Genomic DNA, 23,375 nt, shown 5'->3' on the forward strand with positions numbered 1-23,375 from the left:
AAGCCTTAGGCTATAAGCTTTCCTACTTAGTGCAGAAAAAGCCTAAAGCGTATTGCTTAAAGCTTACAGCAAACAAGAATATTTATTAATAACTATATTTTTTTACAATGAAATCGATTACAATTAAAGGATCAGAAAGAGAAAGCGTGGGCAAAGTGGCAACTAAAGCCTTACGTAATGCTGGAGCGGTTCCTTGCGTGTTATACGGAGGAAATCAGGCAGTACATTTCTCAGCGGAGGCTGCGGCATTCAAAAACTTGGTTTACACTCCAAATGCACACACAGTTGTGATTGAGCTTGGAAAAGGAAAATCATTCAATGCAATTTTGCAGGACATTCAGGTTCACCCTGTATCTGACAAAATCTTACACATTGACTTCTTTCAATTATTTGATGACAAAGAAATCACTATGGAAGTTCCTGTAAAAGTTGTTGGTACATCTAAAGGTGTTCTTGCAGGTGGTGTTTTACGTTTAAACACACGTAAATTAAAAGTTAAAGCTTTACCTAAAAATCTTCCTGATTTTGTTGAAGCTGACATTACTCCACTTGAAATGGGTAACAAATTATACGTTACTAAAGTTGGTGCTCCGGAATACAAAGTGATGCACCCTGAGAACACAGTTGTAGCTCAGGTAAGAATTTCTCGTGCTGCTATGAAAGCTGCTCAGGAAGCTGCAAAAGCTGCAAAAGCTCCTGCAAAAGGAAAGAAAAAATAATTTTTTTCAAATCAATACAAAAGCATCAATCGAAAGGTTGGTGCTTTTTTTGTTTATAAAGGTTCTGAGTTGCTAAGGTGGTGAGGTGAGAAAAACTAATATGTGTCAGACTGAGCCAAGTCGAAGTCCTTCATAAAAAATAATTATCTAATTGACACATTAATTATCAAATTTCAGGAGCAGAACTTTCTTTTTTTCAAGACCTAACGTTCCTGCCATCCGCTATATCTTTTCATCCGCAAAAAAGCGGATAAAAAGGATGCCGCTGCTGTCAGGGCTAGCCAGAGGTTTGGTTTTTATAAAAACAATCTTTGTCAGACTGAGCGGAGTCAAAGTCCTACTCAAGAAACCCGACAATCTGAAAGTGCAAAACTTTGCGGGACTTCGACTCCGCTCAGTCTGACAAAAATGAGAATAAAAAATCTGCTCAATCTGAAAAATCTGAGTAAAACCCTTTTGCTTAGCGAACTTCGTGAAAAAATCTTGCGCTCTTGCGTTTAAATGACAATACAAAATTATCTAATTGACACATTTTCTAATTATCTAATCAACAATTGGCACATTCCCTAATTAAGTTTATTTTTGCATCATGATAAAATGGATAATAAAACTGTTTTCATCAACACAAAAAGAAGAGAACACAGACAACATGAAACCGGAGGTTCACGAACACCCAAAAAACAATATAAAAAGCGTGAGTAAAAAATATTTAATCGTAGGGCTGGGTAATATTGGTGCCGAATACGTAAACACAAGACATAACATCGGATTTAAAGTCCTGGATTTTTTAGCCAGAAAAGAAGGTCTTTCATTTGAAACCGTAAAATTGGGAACGTTGGCCGAATATAAATTTAAAGGGCGAACCTTTTTTCTGCTTAAGCCAAACACTTATATGAATTTAAGTGGTAAGGCTGTAAAATATTGGATGGATAAAGAAAATATACCGCTGGAGAATATTCTGGTCATTACAGATGATTTAAATCTGTCTTTCGGAACTATCCGAATCAAACCTAAAGGAAGCGACGGAGGCCATAACGGATTGAAGAATATTAATTTAGTTTTAAACACGCAACAATACACCCGCTTTAGATTTGGTATCAGCGATCAGTTCAAAAAAGGACAGCAAATCGACTACGTTTTAGGTGATTGGGATGAAGAAGAAAAAGCAAAATTACCGGAAAGATTAGAAGTTGCATCAGAAATTATCAAATCTTTCGGTACAGCAGGATTAGAAAATACAATGACAACTTTTAACGGAAAGTAAAGATTTTATAGGAACTTAGTGTAAAAAACAACAATTATCAATTAACTTAATTCAATTATAACGAAATAGAATTTTCTATTCCAAAGTTAAATGTTTAAATTTGGATAAATTAATATAAATCATAAAATCATATATCATGGCTTTTGAATTACCACAATTACCTTATGCATATGATGCATTAGAACCACATATTGATGCACGTACAATGGAAATCCACCATACTAAACATCATAATGCATATACAACAAACCTAAATGCTGCCATTGCAGGAACAGATTTAGAAGGAAAAACAATCGAAAATATCTTGATTAATTTAGATAAATCAAACGCTGCAGTTCGTAATAATGGTGGAGGTTTCTACAACCACAATTTATTCTGGACCATAATGTCTCCAAACGGCGGTGGATTACCAACAGGTGATTTGTTAGCTGCAATCGAGGCTTCTTTCGGAACTTTCGAAGAATTTAAAGCAAAATTTGCTAAAGCAGGAGCAACCCAATTCGGTTCAGGATGGGCTTGGTTATGTGTTCATAAAGGTGGAAAATTAGACGTTTGCGGAACTCCAAACCAGGATAATCCATTAATGCCGGAAGTTGGCTGTGGTGGAACTCCAATTTTAGGAATGGATGTTTGGGAGCACGCTTATTATTTGAACTACCAAAACAGAAGACCGGATTATATCGAAGCTTTCTTCAATGTAATTAATTGGACAGAAGTAACTAGAAGATTTGCTTTAGAGAAGTAAGAAGAAAATAGAATACAGATTATAGAAATAGACGAACAACCTTTTGGCTGTTCGTCTATTTTTTTATTTACATTATAAATCTATTTTCTACAATCTATATTCTTTTCTCTCTTTATGAGAGTTTACTCCAATAAAAAAGGCGGAATTTCTTCCACCTTTTTTGCCCCAAATCTACCATACACATAACCTACTTATGATATGGTATTTCAAATATATGGCAGTGTGTTAATAACGACAAATATATCGGACTAAATACAAATAAATCCGTTTAAAGGATTGGTTTTTAAAATATTGACTTTATACCAATAAAAAAGGCGGAATTTCTTCCACCTTTTTTGCCCCAAATCTACCATAAACTTAACCTACTAATGTTATGGTTCTTCAAAGATATACTAGCATTGCATTTTCCCCAAAAATATAGGACGAACGGCAAATAAAACCGATGAAATGCATATTTTAACTTTTTATTTAGTAAGCTCTTGCGTTTTTTCCTTCATAAAAATTCATAAATGCACGATTAACTACACGATTTCCTCCCGGAGTTGGGTAATTTCCGGTGAAATACCAATCGCCAAGATTTTTCGGACACGCTATGTGTAAATCGGCTACTTTTTGAAAGATAATTTTTACCTCTGCATTGATTTCAGGAGAGCTTAACATCTCTGCAATTTTGTCTGAAATCTCTTCAGGAGTAAAAGGATCGTAAATTGCGGTTACATAATTTACAACATCAGTATCTACAAAATTTTCCTGTGCCTTGCATTTTGTGTAAACTTCGTCTACAATATGATACAGATTTCTTTCTTTCAATAAGTCTAATGCTGCTCTAAAAGCAACAAGGCCTTCCAGTTTTGCCATGTCAATTCCATAACAATCCGGATAACGAATTTGTGGTGCCGAAGAAACAATTACAATACGTTTTGGTTTTAAACGATCCATCATTTTAATGATACTCATTTTAAGAGTTGTACCACGAACAATACTGTCATCAATAATAACCAGATTATCTGTAGGTTTGATTACTCCGTAAGTTACATCATAAACGTGTGCCACTAAATCATCACGGCTGCTGTCTTCTGTAATAAAGGTTCTGAGTTTGGCATCTTTAATAGCAACTTTTTCAGTACGGATTTTTACAGCTAATAATTCCTGTAAAGTTTCGGCTGTAAGCGTATTTCGATTTTCTAAAATATAATTGTTTTTACGCTGATTCAGGAAATCCTGAGCCGCTTCGACTAAACCGTAAAAAGAAGTTTCAGCTGTATTTGGAATATAAGAGAAAACAGTATTGTCAGTATCACTGTCAATTGATTCAAGAACGGCTGGCAAAATTAATTTTCCTAAATTTTTACGTTCCTGGTAAATTTCAGCATCGCTTCCTCTTGAGAAATAGATTCTTTCAAATGAACAGGCTTTCTTTACAGTAGGCTCTAAGATTTGATTCATAGAAACTTTCCCGTTTTTCTTAATGATCAAAGCGTTTCCCGGTTCAATTTCCTGAACACTTTCAAAAGGTACATTAAATACAGTTTGAATAACAGGACGTTCAGAAGCTACAACAACAACTTCATCATCCTGATAGAAATACGCCGGACGAATACCTGCAGGATCCCTAAAAACAAATGCGTCTCCATGCCCTAATAAACCGGCCATTGCGTAACCGCCGTCTAAGTTTTTTGCTGAACGGGTCAGTATTTTTGCAAGATCTAAACGTTCTGCAATTACTGGTGATGCTTCTCTTTTTGAATAACCTTCTTGTTTGCAGTCCTGGTACAATTGCATTACTTCTTTATCCAAAAAGTGACCAATTTTTTCCATTACCGTAACAGTATCGGCCATTTCTTTCGGATGTTGTCCTAATTCTACTAAATTTTCGAAAAGTTCTTTAACATTGGTCATATTAAAGTTACCCGCCAAGATTAGATTACGATGCATCCAGTTGCTTTGACGTAAAAATGGGTGAACGCTCTCAATACTGTTTTTTCCGAAAGTTCCGTAACGAACATGACCTAAAAACAACTCCCCAATATATGGAATGTCTGCTTTTAATTTTGTCATGTCATCAGCAAGTTCAGGATTAGCAGTCATCTCTTCATTGATACGATCATTAATCTGCTTAAAAACATCCTGGATCGGCTGCGAATGATTCGAACGAACTCTGCTGATGTAGCGTTGTCCAGGTTCTACATCCAGTTTGATGCTTGCAAAACCGGCACCATCCTGACCACGGTTGTGCTGCTTTTCCATCATTAAATACATTTTTTGTATCCCGTAAAAAGCAGTTCCGTATTTTTCTTTGTAATATTCAAGCGGTTTAAGAAGTCTGACTAAGGCTATACCACATTCGTGTTTTAAAGCGTCGCTCATTGTTTTTGTATTTGTGTGTTGTAAGTTGTGTGTATTAACGTAATAAAAAAGCCCCGTTATTATCGAGGCTTCAGGGCATTATATTTCTATGTCAAACTGAGTTAACGACTTAAATTGCTGTAATCGAATCGCTACTTCGGTTTTTGTTAATGTTTCCATCCTTTCAGTTCCAAATTTTTCTACACAGAATGAAGCTAAATTAGAACCGTAAATAATTGCATTTTTCATATTGCCGAACGAAATGTTCTCGCTTTGGGCAATGAATCCTGAAAATCCGCCTGCAAAAGTGTCTCCTGCTCCTGTCGGGTCAAAAACATCTTCTAATGGCAATGCCGGAGCAAAAAATACTTCTCTGTTATGGAATAAAAGCGCACCGTGTTCTCCTTTTTTGATCACCACATATTTTGGTCCCAATTCCTGGATTTTTGCTGCCGCTTTTACTAATGAATATTCTCCTGAAAGCTGTCTTGCTTCTTCATCATTGATGGTAATAACGTCTACGCGTTTGATTACTTCCAATAATTCCGGAAGAGCACAATCCATCCAGAAATTCATAGTGTCTAAAACTACTAATTTTGGTTTTTTCTCCATTTGATCCAAAACACTGCTTTGTACTAAAGGATGTAAGTTTCCCAGCATCACAATATCTGAATCTTTAAAATTTTGAGGAACTTTTGGTTGAAAGTCAGCTAAAACGTTTAGTTCCGTAACTAAAGTATCCCTAGAATTTAAATCGTTGTGGTATAAGCCGCTCCAGAAAAAAGTTTTTCCGCCTTTTACAATCTCGATACCAGAGATATCGATATTTTTTGAAGTTAAAAGATCTAAATGTTTTTGTGGAAAATCGTCGCCAACTACAGAAACTATGGCCGATTGTAAGTTAAAAAATGATGCTGATAAACCAATGTACGTTGCAGCGCCACCCAAAATTTTATCTGTTTTTCCGAAAGGAGTTTCAATCGCGTCGAAAGCAACCGTTCCAACAATCAATAATTTATTCATTTTATGAATTTCGAATTAAGGTGCAAAGATACTTCATAAGTTACAATATTGCAACGGTTTAGGTTCTCAAAATTTTCATAAAAAAACAATATCGTTTTCGGTACTGAAACTACTGTAAATGAGAGTATTAATTTAAATATTTTGAAGGGTTAAAATATGTTTTCCGGATTTAAAAAGCAATACTTATTTCCGAAAATGATTTGAATGATTTGATTGAATATTGAATAAAACAAAATCTACAACTCATACTTCTTGTCAAAATAATTCTTCAATAATCCAATTTGAATCAAGATCATAAAAGGCACAATTAAAATAGCATATAAAATATTTTTTGAAAAATGAATTCCTGAGAATAGAGCGGAAGCTTTATCCGTGTATAGTTTGACCATTTCAAAATTAGACATGTTGTTGTTTGTGAAAATAGAATAAGCAGTCAAAGCAATTAAGCTCAGGCCAATAAAAATCCAGACCGATTTAGAAATCAATGGTTTGTAAGCCTTGATCTTTCTTTTTTCTGTGACTAAAACCTGAGACATTATTTTTGAAGTAAAATCAATTGATGGTGACTCCAAAGTGTTTTCGGCCATCATTTTATCAATAAGATTTTCTATATTTTTATCGCTCTCTTTCATAATAATCTACTATTTCTGGTTCTAATTGCTTCTTTAAAATAACAGCTAATTTTTGTCTGCTTCTAAATAGTTTTACCTTAACATTATTAGCATTAATATTCATGATTTTTCCGATTTCCTCTAAACTCTGATCTTCAAAATAAAATAAAGTCAGCAAGAAATTTTCATCACTTGGTAACAAATTTAAACAATTCTGAATGGTTTGCTTTCGTTCTTTATCTTCTAAAGCGCTCAATGCATTATCCATTGTTTTAATTAAATGTGCCGAAAATTCATCTATTGAAATGTTGTTTTCCTCTTTTTTGTTTTTCTTTAAACGATCTAAACAGGTATTGTAAGCAATCTTATAAATCCAGGTTGAGAATTTGGAATCTCCTTTGAACTTACCCAATGAGTTGTATACTTTAATAAAAGTATCCTGCGCCACTTCTTCAGCCTCTTCTCTGTTTTTAACCATTTTGTGTGCCAGTGTAAAAATCATTTCCTTATAACGATCAACCAGTACGGCAAACGCATTGGTCTCGCCTTGCAGGATTTTATCGATATAATGTAGATCACTGATTGCACTCATATTATATAGGACGATGGTTTTTTTGTTTAGGTTACACTAATTTGGAAAAATTCTTAAAAATAAATTTCAAGTTCCAACTTCAAAAGAAATTTTAAATTCAAAATTAGCTGATAATCAGCATTTTTTGGAAATTAGAATTTAAAATTTGGAATTTATTTTAAAAAAGTGTAACCTGAATTTAAAAACCATCGTCATATGGAATATCAATCAATTAAAAATATAATATTATGAATGTAGAAATTTTAATCCCAATCAGTTTTTTCCTTATGATCTTCGGAATTGTATATCTTATTTATTCAACACGAAATAGGGAACGTTTGGCGCTTATTGAAAAAGGTGTCGATGCCAGCATTTTTTTAGAAGGTAAAAACAACGGTGTCCCGGCATGGAAAATATTTGTTGTGAACCTGGCTTTTTTATTAATAGGAAGCGGTGTCGGAATTTTTATCGCCCTGCTAATTACAACATATACATCTTTAGAAGACGATGCTGTTTATCCTTCGATTATTTTTATAATGGCTGGAGTTGGTTTATTGGCCGGATTTAGAACGGCTAAGGATTTAGATAAAAAAGAATAAACGTCTAAATTAATATATATTGAATAACGTACCGGGAACAATTATTCCTGGTACGTTATTCTTTTAAATCCATTTTTGAGCCGATGGTTTCGTAATAAACATCTACAGAAAGATTTGGCTGCATCGATGCCATAACGGCCAGTTGATCACAGCGTTCGTTTTGAGGATGATTGTTATGACCTTTAATCCATTTAAAATCGACCCGGTGTTTGCGGTAAGCTATTAAAAATCTTTTCCATAAATCAGCATTTTTTCTGCCGGCAAATTTCTTTTTTTCCCATCCTAAAACCCAGCTTTTCAAAACAGAATCGACTACGTATTTGGAATCTGAAATTACCAATACCTTCATGTTTGGCTTTTTTAATTTTTCTAAACCTACAATTACAGCCAAAAGCTCCATTCTGTTATTGGTAGTAAGCCGAAAACCTTCGTAAAATTCTTTTTTATGAGGTGTTCCAACCAATTCCATTACAATACCATAACCGCCATTTCCCGGATTTCCCTTTGCAGCGCCATCTGTATATATGTGTACTTCGTGTTCCATTTTAGATTCTTAGATTTTAGATCTGTAGATTGTTGGATTTTCTTAATTTAGTCTGTTTCATTATTTATTTTTAGATGTGTGGATTAGTACAAAATCTAAAATATTAAGAGAAATCTAAGATTTAATCTTCTAATAATCTTGAAATAATTTCCGGAAAATACTTTTGTTCCAGTTCATGAATCTTCCCGGCTACAGTTTCTGGCGTATCTTCATCAGTCAGAACTATATTTTTCTGGAAAATGATGCCACCTTCGTCATAATTTTCATTTACATAATGAATTGAAATTCCCGTTTCTTTTTCCTTATTATTTACTATTGCCCTGTGAATGTGCATTCCATACATTCCTTTGCCTCCGTAATTTGGTAAAAGGGCAGGATGAATATTGATAATTTTATTTGGATATTGCTCAATTATGTTGTCCGGGAATTTCAATAAAAAACCAGCCAAAACTATTAAATCCGGGTCGATTTTTTGTATTCTATGTAGTACATTTCTCTCGATAAGTTCATTTTTTGAGAAGATTTCGACAGGAATCTGATGATTTTTTGCTCTTTCGATTACTTTTGCCGAAGCATTATTTGTAAAAACAGAAACAACCTTTGCAGTTTTTGTCTTAGCAAAATGTTTTATAATATTTTCTGCGTTACTTCCTGAACCTGAGGCAAAAACAATAATTTTTTTCATAATCGGATTAATTTTTAGAATGCAAAAAACGGAATAAAAAATCAAAATAAATAGTGTTAAAAGACCTTTCTTGAAATTAATTTTATAAATTAGTATCACATTTATTAACTATATGGTTGTTTTAAAATAAAGTTTTTTATTTTTGCCAACAAATTAAATTCTAAAATTAAAGATTATGTCAGACATTGCATCAAGAGTAAAAGCGATTATCGTAGACAAATTAGGTGTTGACGAAAACGAAGTTGTAACAGAAGCAAGCTTCACTAATGATTTAGGAGCTGACTCATTAGACACTGTTGAGCTTATTATGGAATTCGAAAAAGAATTTGATATTCAAATTCCAGACGATCAAGCAGAAAACATTGCTACTGTTGGTCAAGCTATTTCTTATATCGAGGAAGCTAAAAAATAATAAATATACACCCGATTTATATTGCATAAATCGGGTGTTATTATTTTTTTTAAATTAAATTTTCGATTGAAATCCAATCACAAGATATATTTATATTGTAATGCCCATGGCTCTTAAGTAAATACTACAGTTAAGAAAGCGTGGGTTTTATTTGTTTAAAGATACAAAATACATATTTATGGCATTAAGGCGAGTTGTTGTAACAGGATTAGGAGCTCTTACTCCTATTGGAAATAATATCCAGGAATATTGGGATGCACTCGTTAATGGGATAAGCGGAGCTGCACCTATTACATATTACGATACAGAAAAACATAAAACAAAGTTTGCCTGTGAAGTAAAGAACTTCAATATTGAGGATTATATGGATCGTAAAGAATCCCGCAGATTAGATAAATTTGCTCAATATGCAGTTGCTGCGAGTGATGAAGCTATTAAAGATGCAGGATTAACTGATGATAATGTTGACAAACAAAGAGTCGGGGTTATTTGGGGAGCAGGAATTGGTGGTTTAGAAACTTTTCAGGAAGAAGTGATGTACTACGCTAAAGGTGACGGAACTCCAAAATTCAATCCGTTTTTTATTCCTAAAATGATTGCTGATATTGCACCTGCCCATATTTCGATGCGTAATGGCTATATGGGACCAAATTATACTACAGTTTCTGCATGTGCTTCTTCTGCAAATGCATTAATTGATGCTTTTAACTACATCCGTTTAGGAATGTGTGATATTATCGTATCTGGTGGTTCAGAAGCAGCAATTACTATTGCAGGGATGGGAGGTTTTAACTCTATGCATGCTTTATCTACAAGAAATGAAAGCCCTGAATCGGCCTCAAGACCTTTTGATGCTACCAGAGATGGTTTCGTACTAGGAGAAGGAGCCGGAGCTTTGGTTCTTGAAGATTACGAACATGCCAAAGCCAGAGGAGCAAAAATTTATTGTGAAGTTGGCGGTGGCGGAATGTCGTCTGATGCTTACCATTTAACGGCACCACATCCGGAAGGAATTGGAGTTATTGCAGTAATGAAAAACACGTTAAGAGATGCTGGAATGAACCCTGAAGATGTTGATCATATCAATACTCACGGAACTTCTACTCCATTAGGAGATGTGGCAGAATTAAAAGCAATTAGTGCTGTTTTTGGTGATCATGCAAAAAACATCAATATTAATTCAACAAAATCAATGACAGGACATTTACTTGGTGCTGCAGGAGCTATTGAAGCAATTGCTTCTATTTTAGCGATGCAGCATGGTATAATTCCTCCAACAATCAATCATTCTGTTGTTGATGAAAAAATCGATCCGGCATTAAACCTTACCTTAAACAAATCTCAAAAAAGAGAAGTGAATGTTGCTGTGAGTAACACTTTTGGTTTTGGTGGACATAATGCCTGCGTTTTGTTTAAAAAATTAGTTGACTAGTTTTGTCTATGAATATTATCAAAAAAATATTTTCAAAATCCCGTTCTCAAGAAGACGGGATTTTTTTTGACACTATTCAGAAAATTCTTGGTTTCCGGCCGATTTCAATTGAATTTTATAAGAAAGCATTTACGCATAGATCTTCTAATAAATTAGATGAATCAGGGCATCCTATTAATTATGAGCGTCTTGAATTTTTGGGGGACGCTATGCTAAGCTCTGTGATTGCAGCCCATTTGTTCAATGAAGCGCCTAATGGAGATGAAGGCTATTTAACTAAAATGCGTTCTAAGATTGTCAGTAGAGAACATTTGAACGAATTAGGTAAAGATTTAAATTTAGTACGATTTGTTGAAAGTAAAGTTCCTATTCAGCATTTTGGCGAAAATATTCACGGAAATATTTTTGAAGCACTAGTAGGTGCCATTTATTTAGACAGAGGATATTCTTTTTGTGAAAAATTTATTCAAAAGAGAGTTATTATACCTTATGTTGATATTGCGAGACTTGAAGGAAAAGTTATTAGTTATAAAAGTTTAGTTATTGAATGGTGCCAGAAAGAAAAGAAAATTTTTCACTACGACATCTTTGAAGATAACGGAATTGACGGACAACGTTTGTTTGGCGTTAAATTGAGTATTGACGACAAAATAATTGCCAGGGCCAGGGCAACTTCAAAAAAGAAGGCTGAAGAAAAAGCATCACAGCGTGCATATTTTGCATTTCAGGAAAAAATGGATAAAAAATAATAACAAAATTGCTGTAATATTCTTAAGTCTATAACGTTTTCGTTTATAAATTAACAAAAACATGTTGTTATTAACTATTTATGCTCCGCAGAAATAGTATATTTACAGCTTGATATTTCATGACATGGCTATTCATAGATTGGATTTAGACGAATTTGACGAAATTGATTATTATTTAATGGCAATTCATACTTCATTAGAAGATTATCGATTGGCATATTTTATCAATAAAAAACTTCCGATAAACTTAAGTAAGAGCAAAAACGAGATTCACGCTCAGACTAAGGAAGGTGAGACAAATTTTTCAAGATTCTATTATTATGATATTGATAAAGCTGTTTCATGGAATTTAATTCAGAATAAAAATGAAATCATTTCAGTGAGTACAAATGATTTTCAGAATTTGTTTTCCAATGAAACAAGTGAGGTTTCAACAACAATTCATTTACTTCCTGAATTCAAAAAAGTAGATTTTTTCCTGAAAATAGATAATAGCGGTGAGGCTATAAACTTTTCAGACATTCAGCAAAAGCTAAATACAATTGAGAGTATCGCAGCTATTTATGCTGTAGATATCAATAAAATAAAATCAAAAAACAATTTAATTTTTTAAAAAAAATGCTTACAAACAAAAAAACCAAAATTGTAGCCACACTTGGACCTGCATGTGGAACGAAAGAGATTATAAAAAATATGATCGACGCAGGTGTAAATGTATTTAGAATCAATTTTTCGCATGCTGATTATGAAGGTGTAAAAGAGAAAATAAATATTATTAGAGAACTGAATGAAGAGTTTGGTTATACAACTGCAATTCTTGGAGATTTGCAGGGACCAAAACTTAGAGTTGGTGTGATGGAAGAAGGAACAGTAGTTAGCGATGGTGATTTAATCACTTTTACAACTGCTGAAGATATTTTAGGAACTGCTCAAAAAGTTTTCATGAAATATCAAAATTTTCCAAATGATGTTAATCCGGGAGAGCGCATTTTGCTTGATGATGGTAAATTGATTTTCGAAATTATTTCTACAGATAAAAAAACAGAAGTTGTTGCTAAAGTAATTCAAGGTGGAGAATTAAAATCTAAAAAAGGGGTTAATCTTCCAAATACTAAAATTTCATTACCGGCTTTAACTGAAAAAGATATTGCAGATGCAATTTTTGCGATCGAACAAAAAGTAGACTGGATTGCACTTTCATTCGTGAAAACACCTCGTGATTTACAAGATTTGCAAGAATTAATTGCAAAACATTCAGATGTTAAAATTCCGATTGTTGCTAAAATTGAAATGCCGGAAGCACTTGAGAATATCGATAAAATTATAGCGTATTGTGATGGCTTAATGGTAGCTCGTGGAGATTTAGGAGTTGAACTTCCTGCTCATGAAGTGCCATTGGTACAGAAAGACTTAATCCGTAGGGCTAAAACAGCCAGAATACCTGTTATTGTGGCAACGCAAATGATGGAAACAATGATTACAAGTTTAACACCAACACGTGCAGAAGTTAATGACGTTGCCAACTCGGTAATGGATGGAGCTGATGCTGTAATGTTGTCTGGTGAAACAGCTACAGGAAACTATCCGGTACAGGTAATTCAGAAAATGACTCAAATTTGTGAAGCTGTTGAAGATTCTCCGCTAATTCATGTACCACAAAATACGCCGCAAATTAAAACAAAACGTTTTATTACTAAAACAATTTGTCAACAGGCAGCTTTGATGGCTAATACAATTCAGGCAAAAGCAATTTGTACTTTGACAAATAGTGGTTATACCGCTTTTCAAATTTCTGCCTGGAGACCATCTGCTCATATTTTAGTTTTTACTTCAAACAAAAGAATTCTTACCCAATTAAATTTATTATGGGGTGTGAAATCATACTTTTATGATAAAGATGAAAGTACAGATGATACTGTTATTGATGTAAACGAAATTGCAAGACAAAAAGGATTTGTTACTAAAGGTGATTTTTTAATCAATTTGGCAGCTATGCCAATTAAAGATAAAGGAATGGTAAACACTATGAGAATATCAGAAATTGAATAATTTTTCTTTCTAGAAAAACATATTAAATATATAAAACCATCAAAATTTATTTTTTGGTGGTTTTTCTGTATAAAATAATTTTGTTTTTCAGACCTTTAAAAACGTAACTACTTGTTTTTTAGAAATATAAAATTATACGAGCTAAAATTTAACGCACTATATACTAACAAATTGTGTATTATTTGATTGTTTTGTAACAAATATAAATTGTTACTACTAATTTATTAAATCTTTAAATAAAAATTATGAATAGATTTTCAATCAAATCAGTATTTATAGCTTCTGTTTTTTTTGTTGGAGCAACCAGCTGTTTTGCACAGGACATTTTAGTAAATTCACTAAAATTAAATGCAAGTGATAAAAGTAAAGAAAACTTCAAATTCACTGAGGAAATTAATTTAGGGACTACTTCAGTAAAACTGCAGGGTTCTTCAGGAACATGTTGGAGTTATTCTACAAATTCTTTTTTAGAATCCGAAATGATTCGTTTAGGAAAACAGCCAGTTGAATTGTCACAAATTTTTTCGGCAAGGAATGTTTATGTTGAAAAAGGAAAAAATTATGTGCGTATGCATGGTGCTGTAACTTTAGGTGATGGAGGAGCTTTGCATGACGTAATTAATATGTATAAAAAGTTTGGAACTGTTCCAAGAGAAGTTTATACAGGACTGAATTATGGTACGGATAAAAATAAGTTTGCCGAAATGTCGGCCATTATTGAAGGTGTTTTAACAGCTGTTGTTAAAAATCCAAATGGAGAACTGACACCAAGCTGGGAAAAAGCCTATGCTTCGGTTATTGATTCCTATCTGGGGAAAGTGCCGGAAAATTTTACTTACAAAGGAAAAAATTATACACCACAATCTTTTGCTAAAGAAGTCGTGGGAATTAATCCTGATGAATATGTGGAAATGTCCTCATTCACAAATGCTCCATACTACCAAAAAACAGTTTTGGCAGTTCCGGATAACTGGTCATTTGATCAGATTTATAATGTAAAAGTGAATGACATGACCGATGTTATTGATAATGCCCTGAAAAAAGGATATACTGTGGCATGGGCAACCGACGTTAGTGAAAAAAGTTTTAGCTGGAAAAACGGAGTTGCATATGTTCCGACTAAAAAATATGATGATATGACGGCTGATGAAAAAGCAGACATGTTTAACGGCCCAAAACCAGAACCGGAAATTACACCTGAAATGCGTCAGGCTGCTTTTGATAATTATCAAACAACAGATGATCACGGAATGCATATTATTGGTTTGGCTAAAGATCAATCGGGGAAAGAATATTATATTGTAAAAAATTCCTGGGGAGAAACAAATGACTACAAAGGATTTTTATTTGTAACTAAGAATTTTGTAAAATATAAAACAACAGCTTTATTGGTAAACAAAGGAGGAATTCCTTTGGATATTGCTAAAAAACTTGGAGTATAGTTTTCTTGAAAATTTGAAAAAAAAAACCGACAATGCTGATAAACAATATGTTTTTTGGGATTTGTCGGATTTTTTTATGATTATTTTTTTAATAATGTAATTGATAGACAATTTAATTATCTAAAAACAGATCATTTTCTATATTTTTGTAATTATAGATTAAACAATTAAAAATGAAAACATTTGTCATAGGCGACATTCATGGTGGGTTACTCGCACTTGAACAAGTGATGAAAAAGGCCGAAGTTACAGAAAACGATACTTTAATATTTCTTGGTGATTATGTCGATGGATGGAGCCAGTCACCACAGGTAATTGATTATTTGATTCACCTTCAAAGCAAGCAAACTTGTATTTGCATTAGAGGGAACCATGATGAACTATTATTGGAATGGCTTAAAAATGCAAAAAATAATGAACTTTGGTATCAACACGGAGGTGAAGCTACAGTTTTGGCATATGAGAAACTAAACGAAGAACAAAAGCAAATTCATATAAAATTTTTAGAATCACTTCAGGATTATCATCTCGATGAACAAAACCGTTTATTTGTACATGCCGGTTTTACAAATTTGAATGGTGTTGGTTATGAATATTTTCCAAAATTATTTTATTGGGACAGAACGTTGTGGGAAACAGCACTCTCTTTGGATCCAAATATGAAAGAAGAGGATTTGTTTTATCCTAAAAGATTTACCTTATATAAAGAAATTTTTATTGGTCATACACCCGTTACCCGCATTGGTAAAACGATTCCGATAAATAAAGCATGTGTTTGGAATATTGATACCGGAGCAGCTTTTAAAGGTCCTTTGACGATAATGAATGTACAGACAAAAGAGTTTTGGCAAAGTGATCCTTTGAATGAATTGTATTTTGATGAAAAGGGTAGGAATTAAGCTGTAAAATCCTATTTTTGTATTTTAAAAAAAAATTATTTAATTATGAAAAAGATTATTACATTATTGTTTTTAGCTGCATTTGGAATTACACAAGCACAACAAGCTTTTAAAGGAAAAGGAGATGTGAAAATAAATGTTGGTGCTAATATTCAGGATGGAGGTTCAGGAATTCAGGGTTCAGTCGATTTTGGTCTTGCAGAGAATTTCTCTTACGGATTTGTTACTTCTTATTTACTAGGTGTAAATGAGTTTTCAGGTTTTTATAATAATGGTGAAACTCAATACTATAATGAAAAACCGGATTTTAAAGATCGTTTTGATGCGAAATTTAGAATTAACGCCAACTTAGGAAGTGTTTTTAATATTGATGAAAAACTGGATATTTATCCTGGTTTAAGCTTGGGATTGAAAAATTTCGGCGGTCATGTAGGAGGCCGTTATTTCTTTACTGAAGGATTTGGTGTTTTTACTGAAGTTGGATTTCCAATTGCAAAATACAGTAATGATAATGAGATGTTTGATCATTTAAATAATCAGGTTACTTTTAGCCTGGGAGCATCATTTAATTTGTAAGAAGGCAACCTTAACAGAAGCCATAAAAAAAGAGGCAATTTCAAATTTGAAATTGCCTCTTTTTTTATGGCTTAAATCTAAGTTGGGTAAAAAGTTTATTAAAAAAAATAAGAATATTCTGTTGTGTTGGTTCTGCAGGCATTTTAATTTATTTTGTTAAACGTTTTTGGTCTCAAAGCAATATTTATGGGAGTTAAGCAGTATATATATCTACAACGATATAGTTATATTATTGATGCTAAAAGAGACTATTTTTTTATTATGTGTTTTTTTTTCTAAATTTTTTTATGATTAAGAAATTTTATTTACATTCGTGTAATCGATTACATTTTTACACTAGTGTTTCGATATCTATTTTAAACTAAACTATCATTACTTAAACCACAATTATGAAAAGAATTTTACTTTACATGGCTTTATTATTTGCGTCAATGCAAATGTTGGCTCAAGCAGTTACTATCACCAAATCGTCAGGATGGTTAGAATCTGCTTTTGTAGAATGGACGCCTGTTTCAGGTGCCGACAGCTATAACGTTTATTATACCGGTGGTGGTGAAACAAATAAAAAAATTGATGAACAGCTAATCCGTAGCTATGGCACTTATTTTCGTGCTGATGTTCCTGGGCTCGCAGCGGGATCTTACACTCTTACAATAAAACCGGTAACAGCAACTGTTGAAGGTACGGGAAGTACAACTTCAGGTTTAACTGTTCTGACTCAGGATCGTAATGGTTTTGCTTTTGATGGTGGCCGTGTTCCCGGAGGATACAAAGCTGACGGTACACCTAAAACAGGTGCTGTGATTCTATATATTACTCAAAATACTAAGAATACGATTTCAATGAACATAACGGGTGCCAGTGCAAATCCATGTGTTGGCTTGCAGAATATTTTATATGGGATCAAAAAAGGTAAAGATACACGTCCTTTTATTATTCGTTTAATTGGAAATATTACTGATATGACAGTAATGGAAGGAGGAGACATCACTATTGAAAATGCAAACAACGCAAATAGCTATCTTACTTTAGAAGGAGTAGGAAATGATGCTGTTGTAAACGGAATGGGTGTACGTCTTAAAGCAGCATCTAATATTGAAGTTAGCAATCTTGGTTTTATGAACTGTAATAGTACAGCAGGTGATAATATAGGAATGCAACAGGATAATGATCATATTTGGGTTCATAATAATGATTTATTTTACGGTAATGCAGGTAGTGATGCCGATCAGATAAAAGGCGATGGTGCATTGGATAATAAAAACTCAACTTATATTACATTAGCTTACAATCACTTTTGGGATAATGGAAAAGCAAGTCTACTGGGTCTAAGTGAAGGCACGACAACTGGTTTGTATGTTACATATCATCACAACTGGTTTGATCACTCAGATTCTCGCCATCCGCGTGTTCGCTACTATTCTGCTCACATCTATAATAACTATTTTGATGGAAATGCAAAATATGGTTCAGGATCAACTTTAGGTTCCTCTTTATTTGTTGAAGGTAACTATTACCGTAACAGTAAACATCCTATGATGACTTCATTGCAGGGAACTGATATTTGGGATGAAACAAATCAGGTAAATAATGCAGGTACTATGGGAACTTTCTCTGGTGAAGCCGGTGGTAGTATTAAGGCCTTCAATAATACATTTGATGCAGATATAGCAACTAACAGTATGCGTTTTGTTGCGTATGGAGATCCAAATCCTTCATATAATATTGCTGGTAAAATTAGTTCTACAACAGATTTCGATGCTTATTTAGCAACAACCAGAGGAGAGGTGGTTCCTGCCTCGGTTACTTCAAAATCAGGAGCTAATATTTATAATAATTTTGATACAAATGCAGCATTATATGTAAAAAATTTGGTAATTGATTCACCTGCTGATGCTAAAACAAAAGTAATGCAATATGCAGGACGTGTTTCCGGTGGTGATTTAAAATGGACCTTCAATAATTCCTCAGATGATAAATCTTACCTTGTTATTGCAGGATTAAAAACGGCACTTACCAATTATACATCAACTATGGTGTCAGTTCAGGGAGAATCTGCAGCTCCGGGAAATCAAACCTTAATTGCTACTACTAACAATAATAATCAAACGGTATCGAGTGGTACTGCAATTAGTAATATCGTATTTACCTGGGGAGGTGATGCTACAGATGCTACAGTAACAGGATTGCCAAATGGAATTACAGCAGCAAAAAATGCTACTGCAAAAACGCTGACTCTTTCAGGTACACCTACCGAAACTATGGAATATACAGTTACTACTTCTGGAACTGTTGGTACTTCAGCCTCTGATTCCGGGGCAATTACAATATTGCCTCCAAGTAGTCAGGTGCTTACTTCTACCAGTAATAACAACAATCAAACCATAACAATCGGTGCTTCTATTGCTCCTATAGTTTTTACCTGGAGTGGCGATGCAACCGATGCTGATGTAACAGGTTTACCTACAGGCGTTGAAGCGGTAAAAGATGGAATAGCCAAAACTATTACAATATCTGGCACGCCAACTGCCACCGGTTCTGCTACTTATACCGTAATTACTTCGGGAAGTGCTGGGAGTCCGGTTGCTGCATCAGGGACGATTACTGTTAATGCCGTTGTTTCCGGAAATCAAATACATAATTTTACTGCATCAGGTAAAACCAGTTCGTTTTATACAATTACAGGGAATATGAATTCTACTGCTGGTTCTGCAACTTATGATGGTTTAACATTAACTGCACGTTTAAAAATTGAGACTGCTACAACTATTACTTATACGACAGCAGCTGTATCAACTTTAACATTAGTATTTGATCCGGCTTTTGTGGGAAAAATTAAAGTTAATGGTGTAAGTAGTGCTAGTGCTGTAGGAGGTATAATAACCGTATCATCAATTCCTGCCGGGTCAGTTAGTATTACAAAAGGCGATACTGCGAACTTATTTTATATTAAAACGGCTTATGCATCATTGGGTCTGGGAGATAATGTTGAAGCTTCTAAACTAACTTTATATCCTAATCCGGTTGCAGACCAATTGTATATTTCCTCCGATAATCAAAAAGTTGAAAATGTTATGATTTACAGCTTGTCAGGTGCAGTTGTGAAAAATATTACGAACGAAGTTGAATCTATGGATGTAAGCAATCTGACTGCTGGAAATTATTTGGTAAAAGTGACTACTGATCAGGGTTCATTTACTAAAAAAATTATCAAAAAATAGTTTTCATAATTTTTAATAATGTTGAAAAGGCTTCCAATTTGGAAGCCCTTTTTGTTTTTATTGTGGTGAATGTTATGGTTTTGGATTTACGCATCAGAATAATTAACATCTTTTTTCCTATAAAACGTTTTAATTCAAAAAATATTTTTAACAGTATAAAACAAGGTAAATTTTGTGAAAAATCTCAAAAATAATAATCTCAAAAAGTTTCTGAAGTCACGTAAAGAAAGGTTTAATTAATTGTATGTAATTTGTTGCATTTAATGTAATAAATTACATTTAACTCGTTTAAAAACTATTATTTTTATTGAATATGTTTTTTTATTCTAAAAATAATGAGAATGTATAAATTTTATATATTTTTGAGTAATCGATTACATTTTTCAATTTGTCGTCAAAAAAACAAAAACCACTTTAAACTAACTATTAATTAACCAAAAACCACATGATGAAAAGAAACCTACTTTTTTTAACTTTTTTTCTTGTCACTATCCAGGGATGGTCACAACAAATCCAAATTAATGAAGCAGCTGGCTGGTTGGAATCTGCATTTGTAAAATGGCAGCCGCTTAGCAATGCTCAAACCTATAATGTTTATTATACCGGAAATGGTTTTACAGATCAAAAAATTGACAATCAATTAATTCGCAGCTATGGTTCGTATTATCGTGCCGATATACCAGGGCTTAAAGCAGGAACTTATACAGTGAAAATAAAACCGGTTATTTCCGGTGCCGAAGGTACTGGTTCTACAACAAGCACATTAACTGTTTTGGCTCATGATCGCAGCGGTTTTGCTTTTGATAGTGGCAGAGTGCCAGGAGGTTACAAAGTTGATGGAACGCCAAAAGATAATGCTGTAATTCTTTATATTACACAGAATACCAAGAATACTATTTCGATGGACATAACGGGAGCTACAACAAACCCGTGTGTAGGGCTGCAAAATATTCTATTTGGTATTAAAAAAGGAAAAGAGACACGTCCTTTTATTATTCGTATGATAGGAAATGTTACTGATATGAGTGTAATGGATGGTGGAGATGTTGTTATAGAAAATGCTAAAAATGCATCAGCTTATCTGACTTTTGAAGGTATTGGTACAGATGCTGTTGCTAATGGCTGGGGAGTACGCCTTAAATCAGCATCGAATATTGAAGTTAGGAATATCGGATTTATGAATTGTAACAGTACAGCAGGTGATAACGTTGGCATGCAACAGGACAACGATCACGTTTGGGTTCATAATTGTGATATGTTTTATGGAAATGCCGGTAGCGATGCCGATCAAATAAAAGGAGACGGAGCATTAGATAATAAATCATCAACTTATATTACATTAGCTTATAATCACTTTTGGGATAGTGGAAAAGCTAGTCTTTTAGGCCTAAGTGAAGATACTACATCAGGTTTGTATATTACGTATCATCATAACTGGTTTGACCATTCAGATTCTCGTCACCCACGTGTTCGTTTCTATTCTGCACACGTTTATAATAACTATTATGACGGTAATTCAAAATATGGAGCAGGATCTACTTTAGGATCATCGGTATTTATGGAAGGAAATTTTTTCCGTAATTGCAAATATCCTATGCTTACTTCTATGCAAGGAAGTGATATTTATGGAACTGCCGAAGGGACTTTTTCCGGCGAAACAGGAGGTACTATAAAAGCATTCAATAATGTTATGAGTGGGGAAACACGATTTGTTGCTTATGATGCCGTTAATTATCCAAAAGAATTTGATGCGTATGTGGCTTCAACCAGAAATGAAACCATCAGCAGCAGTATTACTTCAAAATTAGGATCAAACACTTACAATAATTTTGATACCAATTCAGCTGTAATGTATTCTTATACACCGGATAGTCCGGAAGCAGCTAAAAATAAAGCAATACAATATGCAGGACGTGTTTCGGGTGGTGATTTAAAATGGACTTTTGACAATGCAGTAGATGATACATCTTCGCTTGTGATCACGGCTTTGAAATCTGCACTTACCAATTACACCAGTACATTAGTTTCCGTACAAGGAGAAACCAATGCAGTAAGCAATCAAACACTTACTTCGACTACAAATAATAGTCAGACTGTAGCAAGCGGTACAGCAATTAGTTCTATCGTTTTCACTTGGGGTGGTGATGCTACAGATGCTACCGTAACCGGATTACCGACATCAGGAATTACTTTTGTAAAAAATACTACCGCAAAAACAATCACAATCACTGGAACACCAACTGCAACTTTGTCTTATTCCATTAGTACTACAGGAACAGGTACAGCAGCAACAGGATCCGGAACTATTACGGTTACACCTGTGAACCCGCAAACTCTTACTTCGACTACTAATAACAATCAGACCGTAACAAGTGGTACTGCTATTGGTACAATTGTTTTCACTTGGGGAGGGGGAGCTACAGATGCTACTGTAACCGGATTACCGGCATCAGGAATTACTTTTGTAAAAAATACTACCGCAAAAACAATTACAATCACGGGAACGCCAACGGCAACTTTGTCTTATTCAGTTAGTACCACAGGAACCGGAACGGCAGCTACAGGATCCGGAACTATAACTGTCACACCTGTGAGTCCACAAACTCTTACTTCAACTACTAATAACAGTCAGACGGTAACAAGCGGCACTGCTATTGGTACAATTGTTTTCACTTGGGGGGGAGGAGCTACAGATGCTAACGTAACCGGATTACCGGCATCAGGAATTACTTTTGTAAAAAATACTACTGCAAAAACAATCACAATCACAGGAACTCCAACTGCAACTTTGTCCTATTCTATTACGACAACAGGGACAGGTACAGCTGCAATAGGATCAGGGACTATTACAGTTACAAATCCCACTCCAGCAAATCAAATTCATAATTTTACTGTTTCAGGAAAAACAAGTACATTTTATACTATTACAGGAAATATGAATTCTACTCCAGGTTCAGTTACTTATGCAGGGTTGACATTGACAGCCCGTTTAAAAATTGAATCCAGCACATCTATTAAGTTTACAACAACAAGTGCTTCTACTCTAACACTGGTATTTGACTCAAATTTTACAGGAACAATATTGGTCAATAATGTATCTTATACTGCATCAGCAGGAATAGTTACAGTATCATTAGCAGCTGGTCTAAATACAATAACAAAAGGGTCTGTTGCAAATCTATACTACATGAGTACTGCATATAATAGTACAGCACGTATGTCCGGAAACAACATTCAAGAAACAGTTGAAGCTGCAAAACTGACATTATATCCAAACCCTGTTTCAAGTGAATTGAATATTTCTTCAGATAAAACTATTCAAAAAGTGGAGGTATATAATTTATCAGGAGCACTGGTAAACACACAACAGGGAAATAGCAATACTGTAGACATGAGTAATCTTGCTAATGGCAGTTATTTACTAAAAGTATTCACGGAAAACAGTGTAATTACTAAAAGAATTATTAAAAAATAAAATACTGCTAACT

20 protein-coding genes are annotated in these 23,375 nt (G+C 33.9%); 14 read left to right on the plus strand and 6 right to left on the minus strand.

Going from position 1 to position 23,375, the window contains the following annotated elements; all coding sequences use genetic code 11:
- Positions 1-107 precede the first annotated feature (107 nt).
- The 3 genes from ACEN92_RS15420 (at position 108) to ACEN92_RS15430 (ending at position 2,728) form a co-directional block, all read left to right on the plus strand.
- Entirely contained in the window at positions 108-719 is a 612-nt protein-coding gene (locus ACEN92_RS15420) for a 50S ribosomal protein L25/general stress protein Ctc (protein ID WP_495639234.1), read from the plus strand.
- 589 nt (positions 720-1,308) lie between these two features.
- Positions 1,309-1,983, plus strand: coding sequence for an aminoacyl-tRNA hydrolase (gene pth, locus ACEN92_RS15425; RefSeq protein WP_495639235.1), 675 nt, complete (start codon positions 1,309-1,311; stop codon positions 1,981-1,983).
- A gap of 136 nt (positions 1,984-2,119) precedes the next feature.
- Positions 2,120-2,728: a superoxide dismutase gene (locus ACEN92_RS15430; protein WP_495639236.1), complete on the plus strand. Its 609-nt coding sequence runs from the start codon at positions 2,120-2,122 to the stop codon at positions 2,726-2,728.
- Positions 2,729-3,196: 468 nt separating this feature from the next.
- Here ACEN92_RS15430 and ACEN92_RS15435 read toward each other — a convergent pair whose 3' ends face one another.
- The 4 genes from ACEN92_RS15435 to ACEN92_RS15450 all read right to left on the minus strand — a co-directional run bounded on the left by ACEN92_RS15435 (position 3,197) and on the right by ACEN92_RS15450 (position 7,300).
- Positions 3,197-5,095 (minus strand): amidophosphoribosyltransferase, encoded by a 1,899-nt coding sequence (locus tag ACEN92_RS15435; RefSeq protein WP_495639237.1) that lies wholly within the window; start codon positions 5,093-5,095, stop codon positions 3,197-3,199.
- Positions 5,096-5,173: 78 nt separating this feature from the next.
- Positions 5,174-6,097, minus strand: coding sequence for a PfkB family carbohydrate kinase (locus ACEN92_RS15440; protein ID WP_495639238.1), 924 nt, complete (start codon positions 6,095-6,097; stop codon positions 5,174-5,176).
- 236 nt (positions 6,098-6,333) lie between these two features.
- Positions 6,334-6,729: a hypothetical protein gene (locus ACEN92_RS15445; RefSeq protein ID WP_495639239.1), complete on the minus strand. Its 396-nt coding sequence runs from the start codon at positions 6,727-6,729 to the stop codon at positions 6,334-6,336.
- Entirely contained in the window at positions 6,713-7,300 is a 588-nt protein-coding gene (locus ACEN92_RS15450; protein ID WP_495639240.1) for an RNA polymerase sigma factor, read from the minus strand. The genes ACEN92_RS15445 and ACEN92_RS15450 overlap by 17 nt, the downstream gene beginning before the upstream one ends.
- Before the next feature lie 227 nt (positions 7,301-7,527).
- On the opposite strand from ACEN92_RS15450, the gene ACEN92_RS15455 reads away from it, so the two are divergent.
- A complete protein-coding gene (locus ACEN92_RS15455) occupies positions 7,528-7,878 on the plus strand; it encodes a DUF6249 domain-containing protein (protein WP_495639241.1) in 351 nt (116 codons plus the stop codon).
- 55 nt (positions 7,879-7,933) lie between these two features.
- On the opposite strand, the gene rnhA is transcribed toward ACEN92_RS15455, so the two are convergent.
- Positions 7,934-8,422, minus strand: a complete 489-nt coding sequence (rnhA, locus tag ACEN92_RS15460; RefSeq protein ID WP_495639242.1) for a ribonuclease HI — start codon at positions 8,420-8,422, stop codon at positions 7,934-7,936.
- 121 nt (positions 8,423-8,543) lie between these two features.
- The gene (gene purN, locus ACEN92_RS15465; protein WP_495639243.1) at positions 8,544-9,107 is read right to left on the minus strand and encodes a phosphoribosylglycinamide formyltransferase; all 564 of its coding nucleotides are present in this window, start codon (positions 9,105-9,107) and stop codon (positions 8,544-8,546) included.
- Between the two features lie 175 nt (positions 9,108-9,282).
- Between purN and ACEN92_RS15470 the strand changes: the two genes are divergently transcribed.
- From ACEN92_RS15470 to ACEN92_RS15515, 10 genes are all read left to right on the plus strand, one after another.
- Positions 9,283-9,519, plus strand: a complete 237-nt coding sequence (locus ACEN92_RS15470) for an acyl carrier protein (RefSeq protein ID WP_007137004.1) — start codon at positions 9,283-9,285, stop codon at positions 9,517-9,519.
- 178 nt (positions 9,520-9,697) lie between these two features.
- Positions 9,698-10,951 (plus strand): beta-ketoacyl-ACP synthase II, encoded by a 1,254-nt coding sequence (gene fabF / locus ACEN92_RS15475; protein ID WP_495639244.1) that lies wholly within the window; start codon positions 9,698-9,700, stop codon positions 10,949-10,951.
- Positions 10,952-10,959: 8 nt separating this feature from the next.
- On the plus strand, positions 10,960-11,700 hold the full coding sequence (gene rnc / locus ACEN92_RS15480; RefSeq protein ID WP_495639245.1) for a ribonuclease III: 741 nt from the start codon (positions 10,960-10,962) through the stop codon (positions 11,698-11,700).
- Positions 11,701-11,824: 124 nt separating this feature from the next.
- Positions 11,825-12,313 carry an IPExxxVDY family protein gene (locus ACEN92_RS15485; protein WP_495639246.1) on the plus strand — a complete coding sequence of 163 codons (489 nt, stop codon included), beginning with the start codon at positions 11,825-11,827 and terminating at the stop codon, positions 12,311-12,313.
- A gap of 5 nt (positions 12,314-12,318) precedes the next feature.
- On the plus strand, positions 12,319-13,749 hold the full coding sequence (gene pyk, locus ACEN92_RS15490; protein WP_495639247.1) for a pyruvate kinase: 1,431 nt from the start codon (positions 12,319-12,321) through the stop codon (positions 13,747-13,749).
- 245 nt (positions 13,750-13,994) lie between these two features.
- The gene (locus ACEN92_RS15495; RefSeq protein ID WP_495639248.1) at positions 13,995-15,191 is read left to right on the plus strand and encodes a C1 family peptidase; all 1,197 of its coding nucleotides are present in this window, start codon (positions 13,995-13,997) and stop codon (positions 15,189-15,191) included.
- A 173-nt stretch (positions 15,192-15,364) separates the two neighbouring features.
- Entirely contained in the window at positions 15,365-16,090 is a 726-nt protein-coding gene (locus ACEN92_RS15500; RefSeq protein ID WP_495639249.1) for a metallophosphoesterase family protein, read from the plus strand.
- 45 nt (positions 16,091-16,135) lie between these two features.
- Positions 16,136-16,666 (plus strand): DUF6646 family protein, encoded by a 531-nt coding sequence (locus ACEN92_RS15505; RefSeq protein WP_495639250.1) that lies wholly within the window; start codon positions 16,136-16,138, stop codon positions 16,664-16,666.
- 389 nt (positions 16,667-17,055) lie between these two features.
- A complete protein-coding gene (locus ACEN92_RS15510) occupies positions 17,056-19,887 on the plus strand; it encodes a pectate lyase family protein (RefSeq protein WP_495639251.1) in 2,832 nt (943 codons plus the stop codon).
- A 448-nt stretch (positions 19,888-20,335) separates the two neighbouring features.
- The gene (locus ACEN92_RS15515) at positions 20,336-23,362 is read left to right on the plus strand and encodes a pectate lyase family protein (protein WP_495639252.1); all 3,027 of its coding nucleotides are present in this window, start codon (positions 20,336-20,338) and stop codon (positions 23,360-23,362) included.
- Positions 23,363-23,375: the final 13 nt, after the last annotated feature.

Source organism: Flavobacterium sp. Flavsp81, from assembly GCF_059491325.1.

Bases quoted from the DNA above. Each gene is read 5' to 3' on its own strand.
- ACEN92_RS15420 (WP_495639234.1), top strand. From the start codon at position 108: ATGAAATCGATTACAATTAAAGGATCAGAAAGAGAAAGCGTGGGCAAA.
- pth (WP_495639235.1), top strand. From the start codon at position 1,309: ATGATAAAATGGATAATAAAACTGTTTTCATCAACACAAAAAGAAGAG.
- ACEN92_RS15430 (WP_495639236.1), top strand. From the start codon at position 2,120: ATGGCTTTTGAATTACCACAATTACCTTATGCATATGATGCATTAGAA.
- ACEN92_RS15435 (WP_495639237.1), bottom strand. From the start codon at position 5,095: ATGAGCGACGCTTTAAAACACGAATGTGGTATAGCCTTAGTCAGACTT.
- ACEN92_RS15440 (WP_495639238.1), bottom strand. From the start codon at position 6,097: ATGAATAAATTATTGATTGTTGGAACGGTTGCTTTCGACGCGATTGAA.
- ACEN92_RS15445 (WP_495639239.1), bottom strand. From the start codon at position 6,729: ATGAAAGAGAGCGATAAAAATATAGAAAATCTTATTGATAAAATGATG.
- ACEN92_RS15450 (WP_495639240.1), bottom strand. From the start codon at position 7,300: ATGAGTGCAATCAGTGATCTACATTATATCGATAAAATCCTGCAAGGC.
- ACEN92_RS15455 (WP_495639241.1), top strand. From the start codon at position 7,528: ATGAATGTAGAAATTTTAATCCCAATCAGTTTTTTCCTTATGATCTTC.
- rnhA (WP_495639242.1), bottom strand. From the start codon at position 8,422: ATGGAACACGAAGTACACATATATACAGATGGCGCTGCAAAGGGAAAT.
- purN (WP_495639243.1), bottom strand. From the start codon at position 9,107: ATGAAAAAAATTATTGTTTTTGCCTCAGGTTCAGGAAGTAACGCAGAA.
- ACEN92_RS15470 (WP_007137004.1), top strand. From the start codon at position 9,283: ATGTCAGACATTGCATCAAGAGTAAAAGCGATTATCGTAGACAAATTA.
- fabF (WP_495639244.1), top strand. From the start codon at position 9,698: ATGGCATTAAGGCGAGTTGTTGTAACAGGATTAGGAGCTCTTACTCCT.
- rnc (WP_495639245.1), top strand. From the start codon at position 10,960: ATGAATATTATCAAAAAAATATTTTCAAAATCCCGTTCTCAAGAAGAC.
- ACEN92_RS15485 (WP_495639246.1), top strand. From the start codon at position 11,825: ATGGCTATTCATAGATTGGATTTAGACGAATTTGACGAAATTGATTAT.
- pyk (WP_495639247.1), top strand. From the start codon at position 12,319: ATGCTTACAAACAAAAAAACCAAAATTGTAGCCACACTTGGACCTGCA.
- ACEN92_RS15495 (WP_495639248.1), top strand. From the start codon at position 13,995: ATGAATAGATTTTCAATCAAATCAGTATTTATAGCTTCTGTTTTTTTT.
- ACEN92_RS15500 (WP_495639249.1), top strand. From the start codon at position 15,365: ATGAAAACATTTGTCATAGGCGACATTCATGGTGGGTTACTCGCACTT.
- ACEN92_RS15505 (WP_495639250.1), top strand. From the start codon at position 16,136: ATGAAAAAGATTATTACATTATTGTTTTTAGCTGCATTTGGAATTACA.
- ACEN92_RS15510 (WP_495639251.1), top strand. From the start codon at position 17,056: ATGAAAAGAATTTTACTTTACATGGCTTTATTATTTGCGTCAATGCAA.
- ACEN92_RS15515 (WP_495639252.1), top strand. From the start codon at position 20,336: ATGAAAAGAAACCTACTTTTTTTAACTTTTTTTCTTGTCACTATCCAG.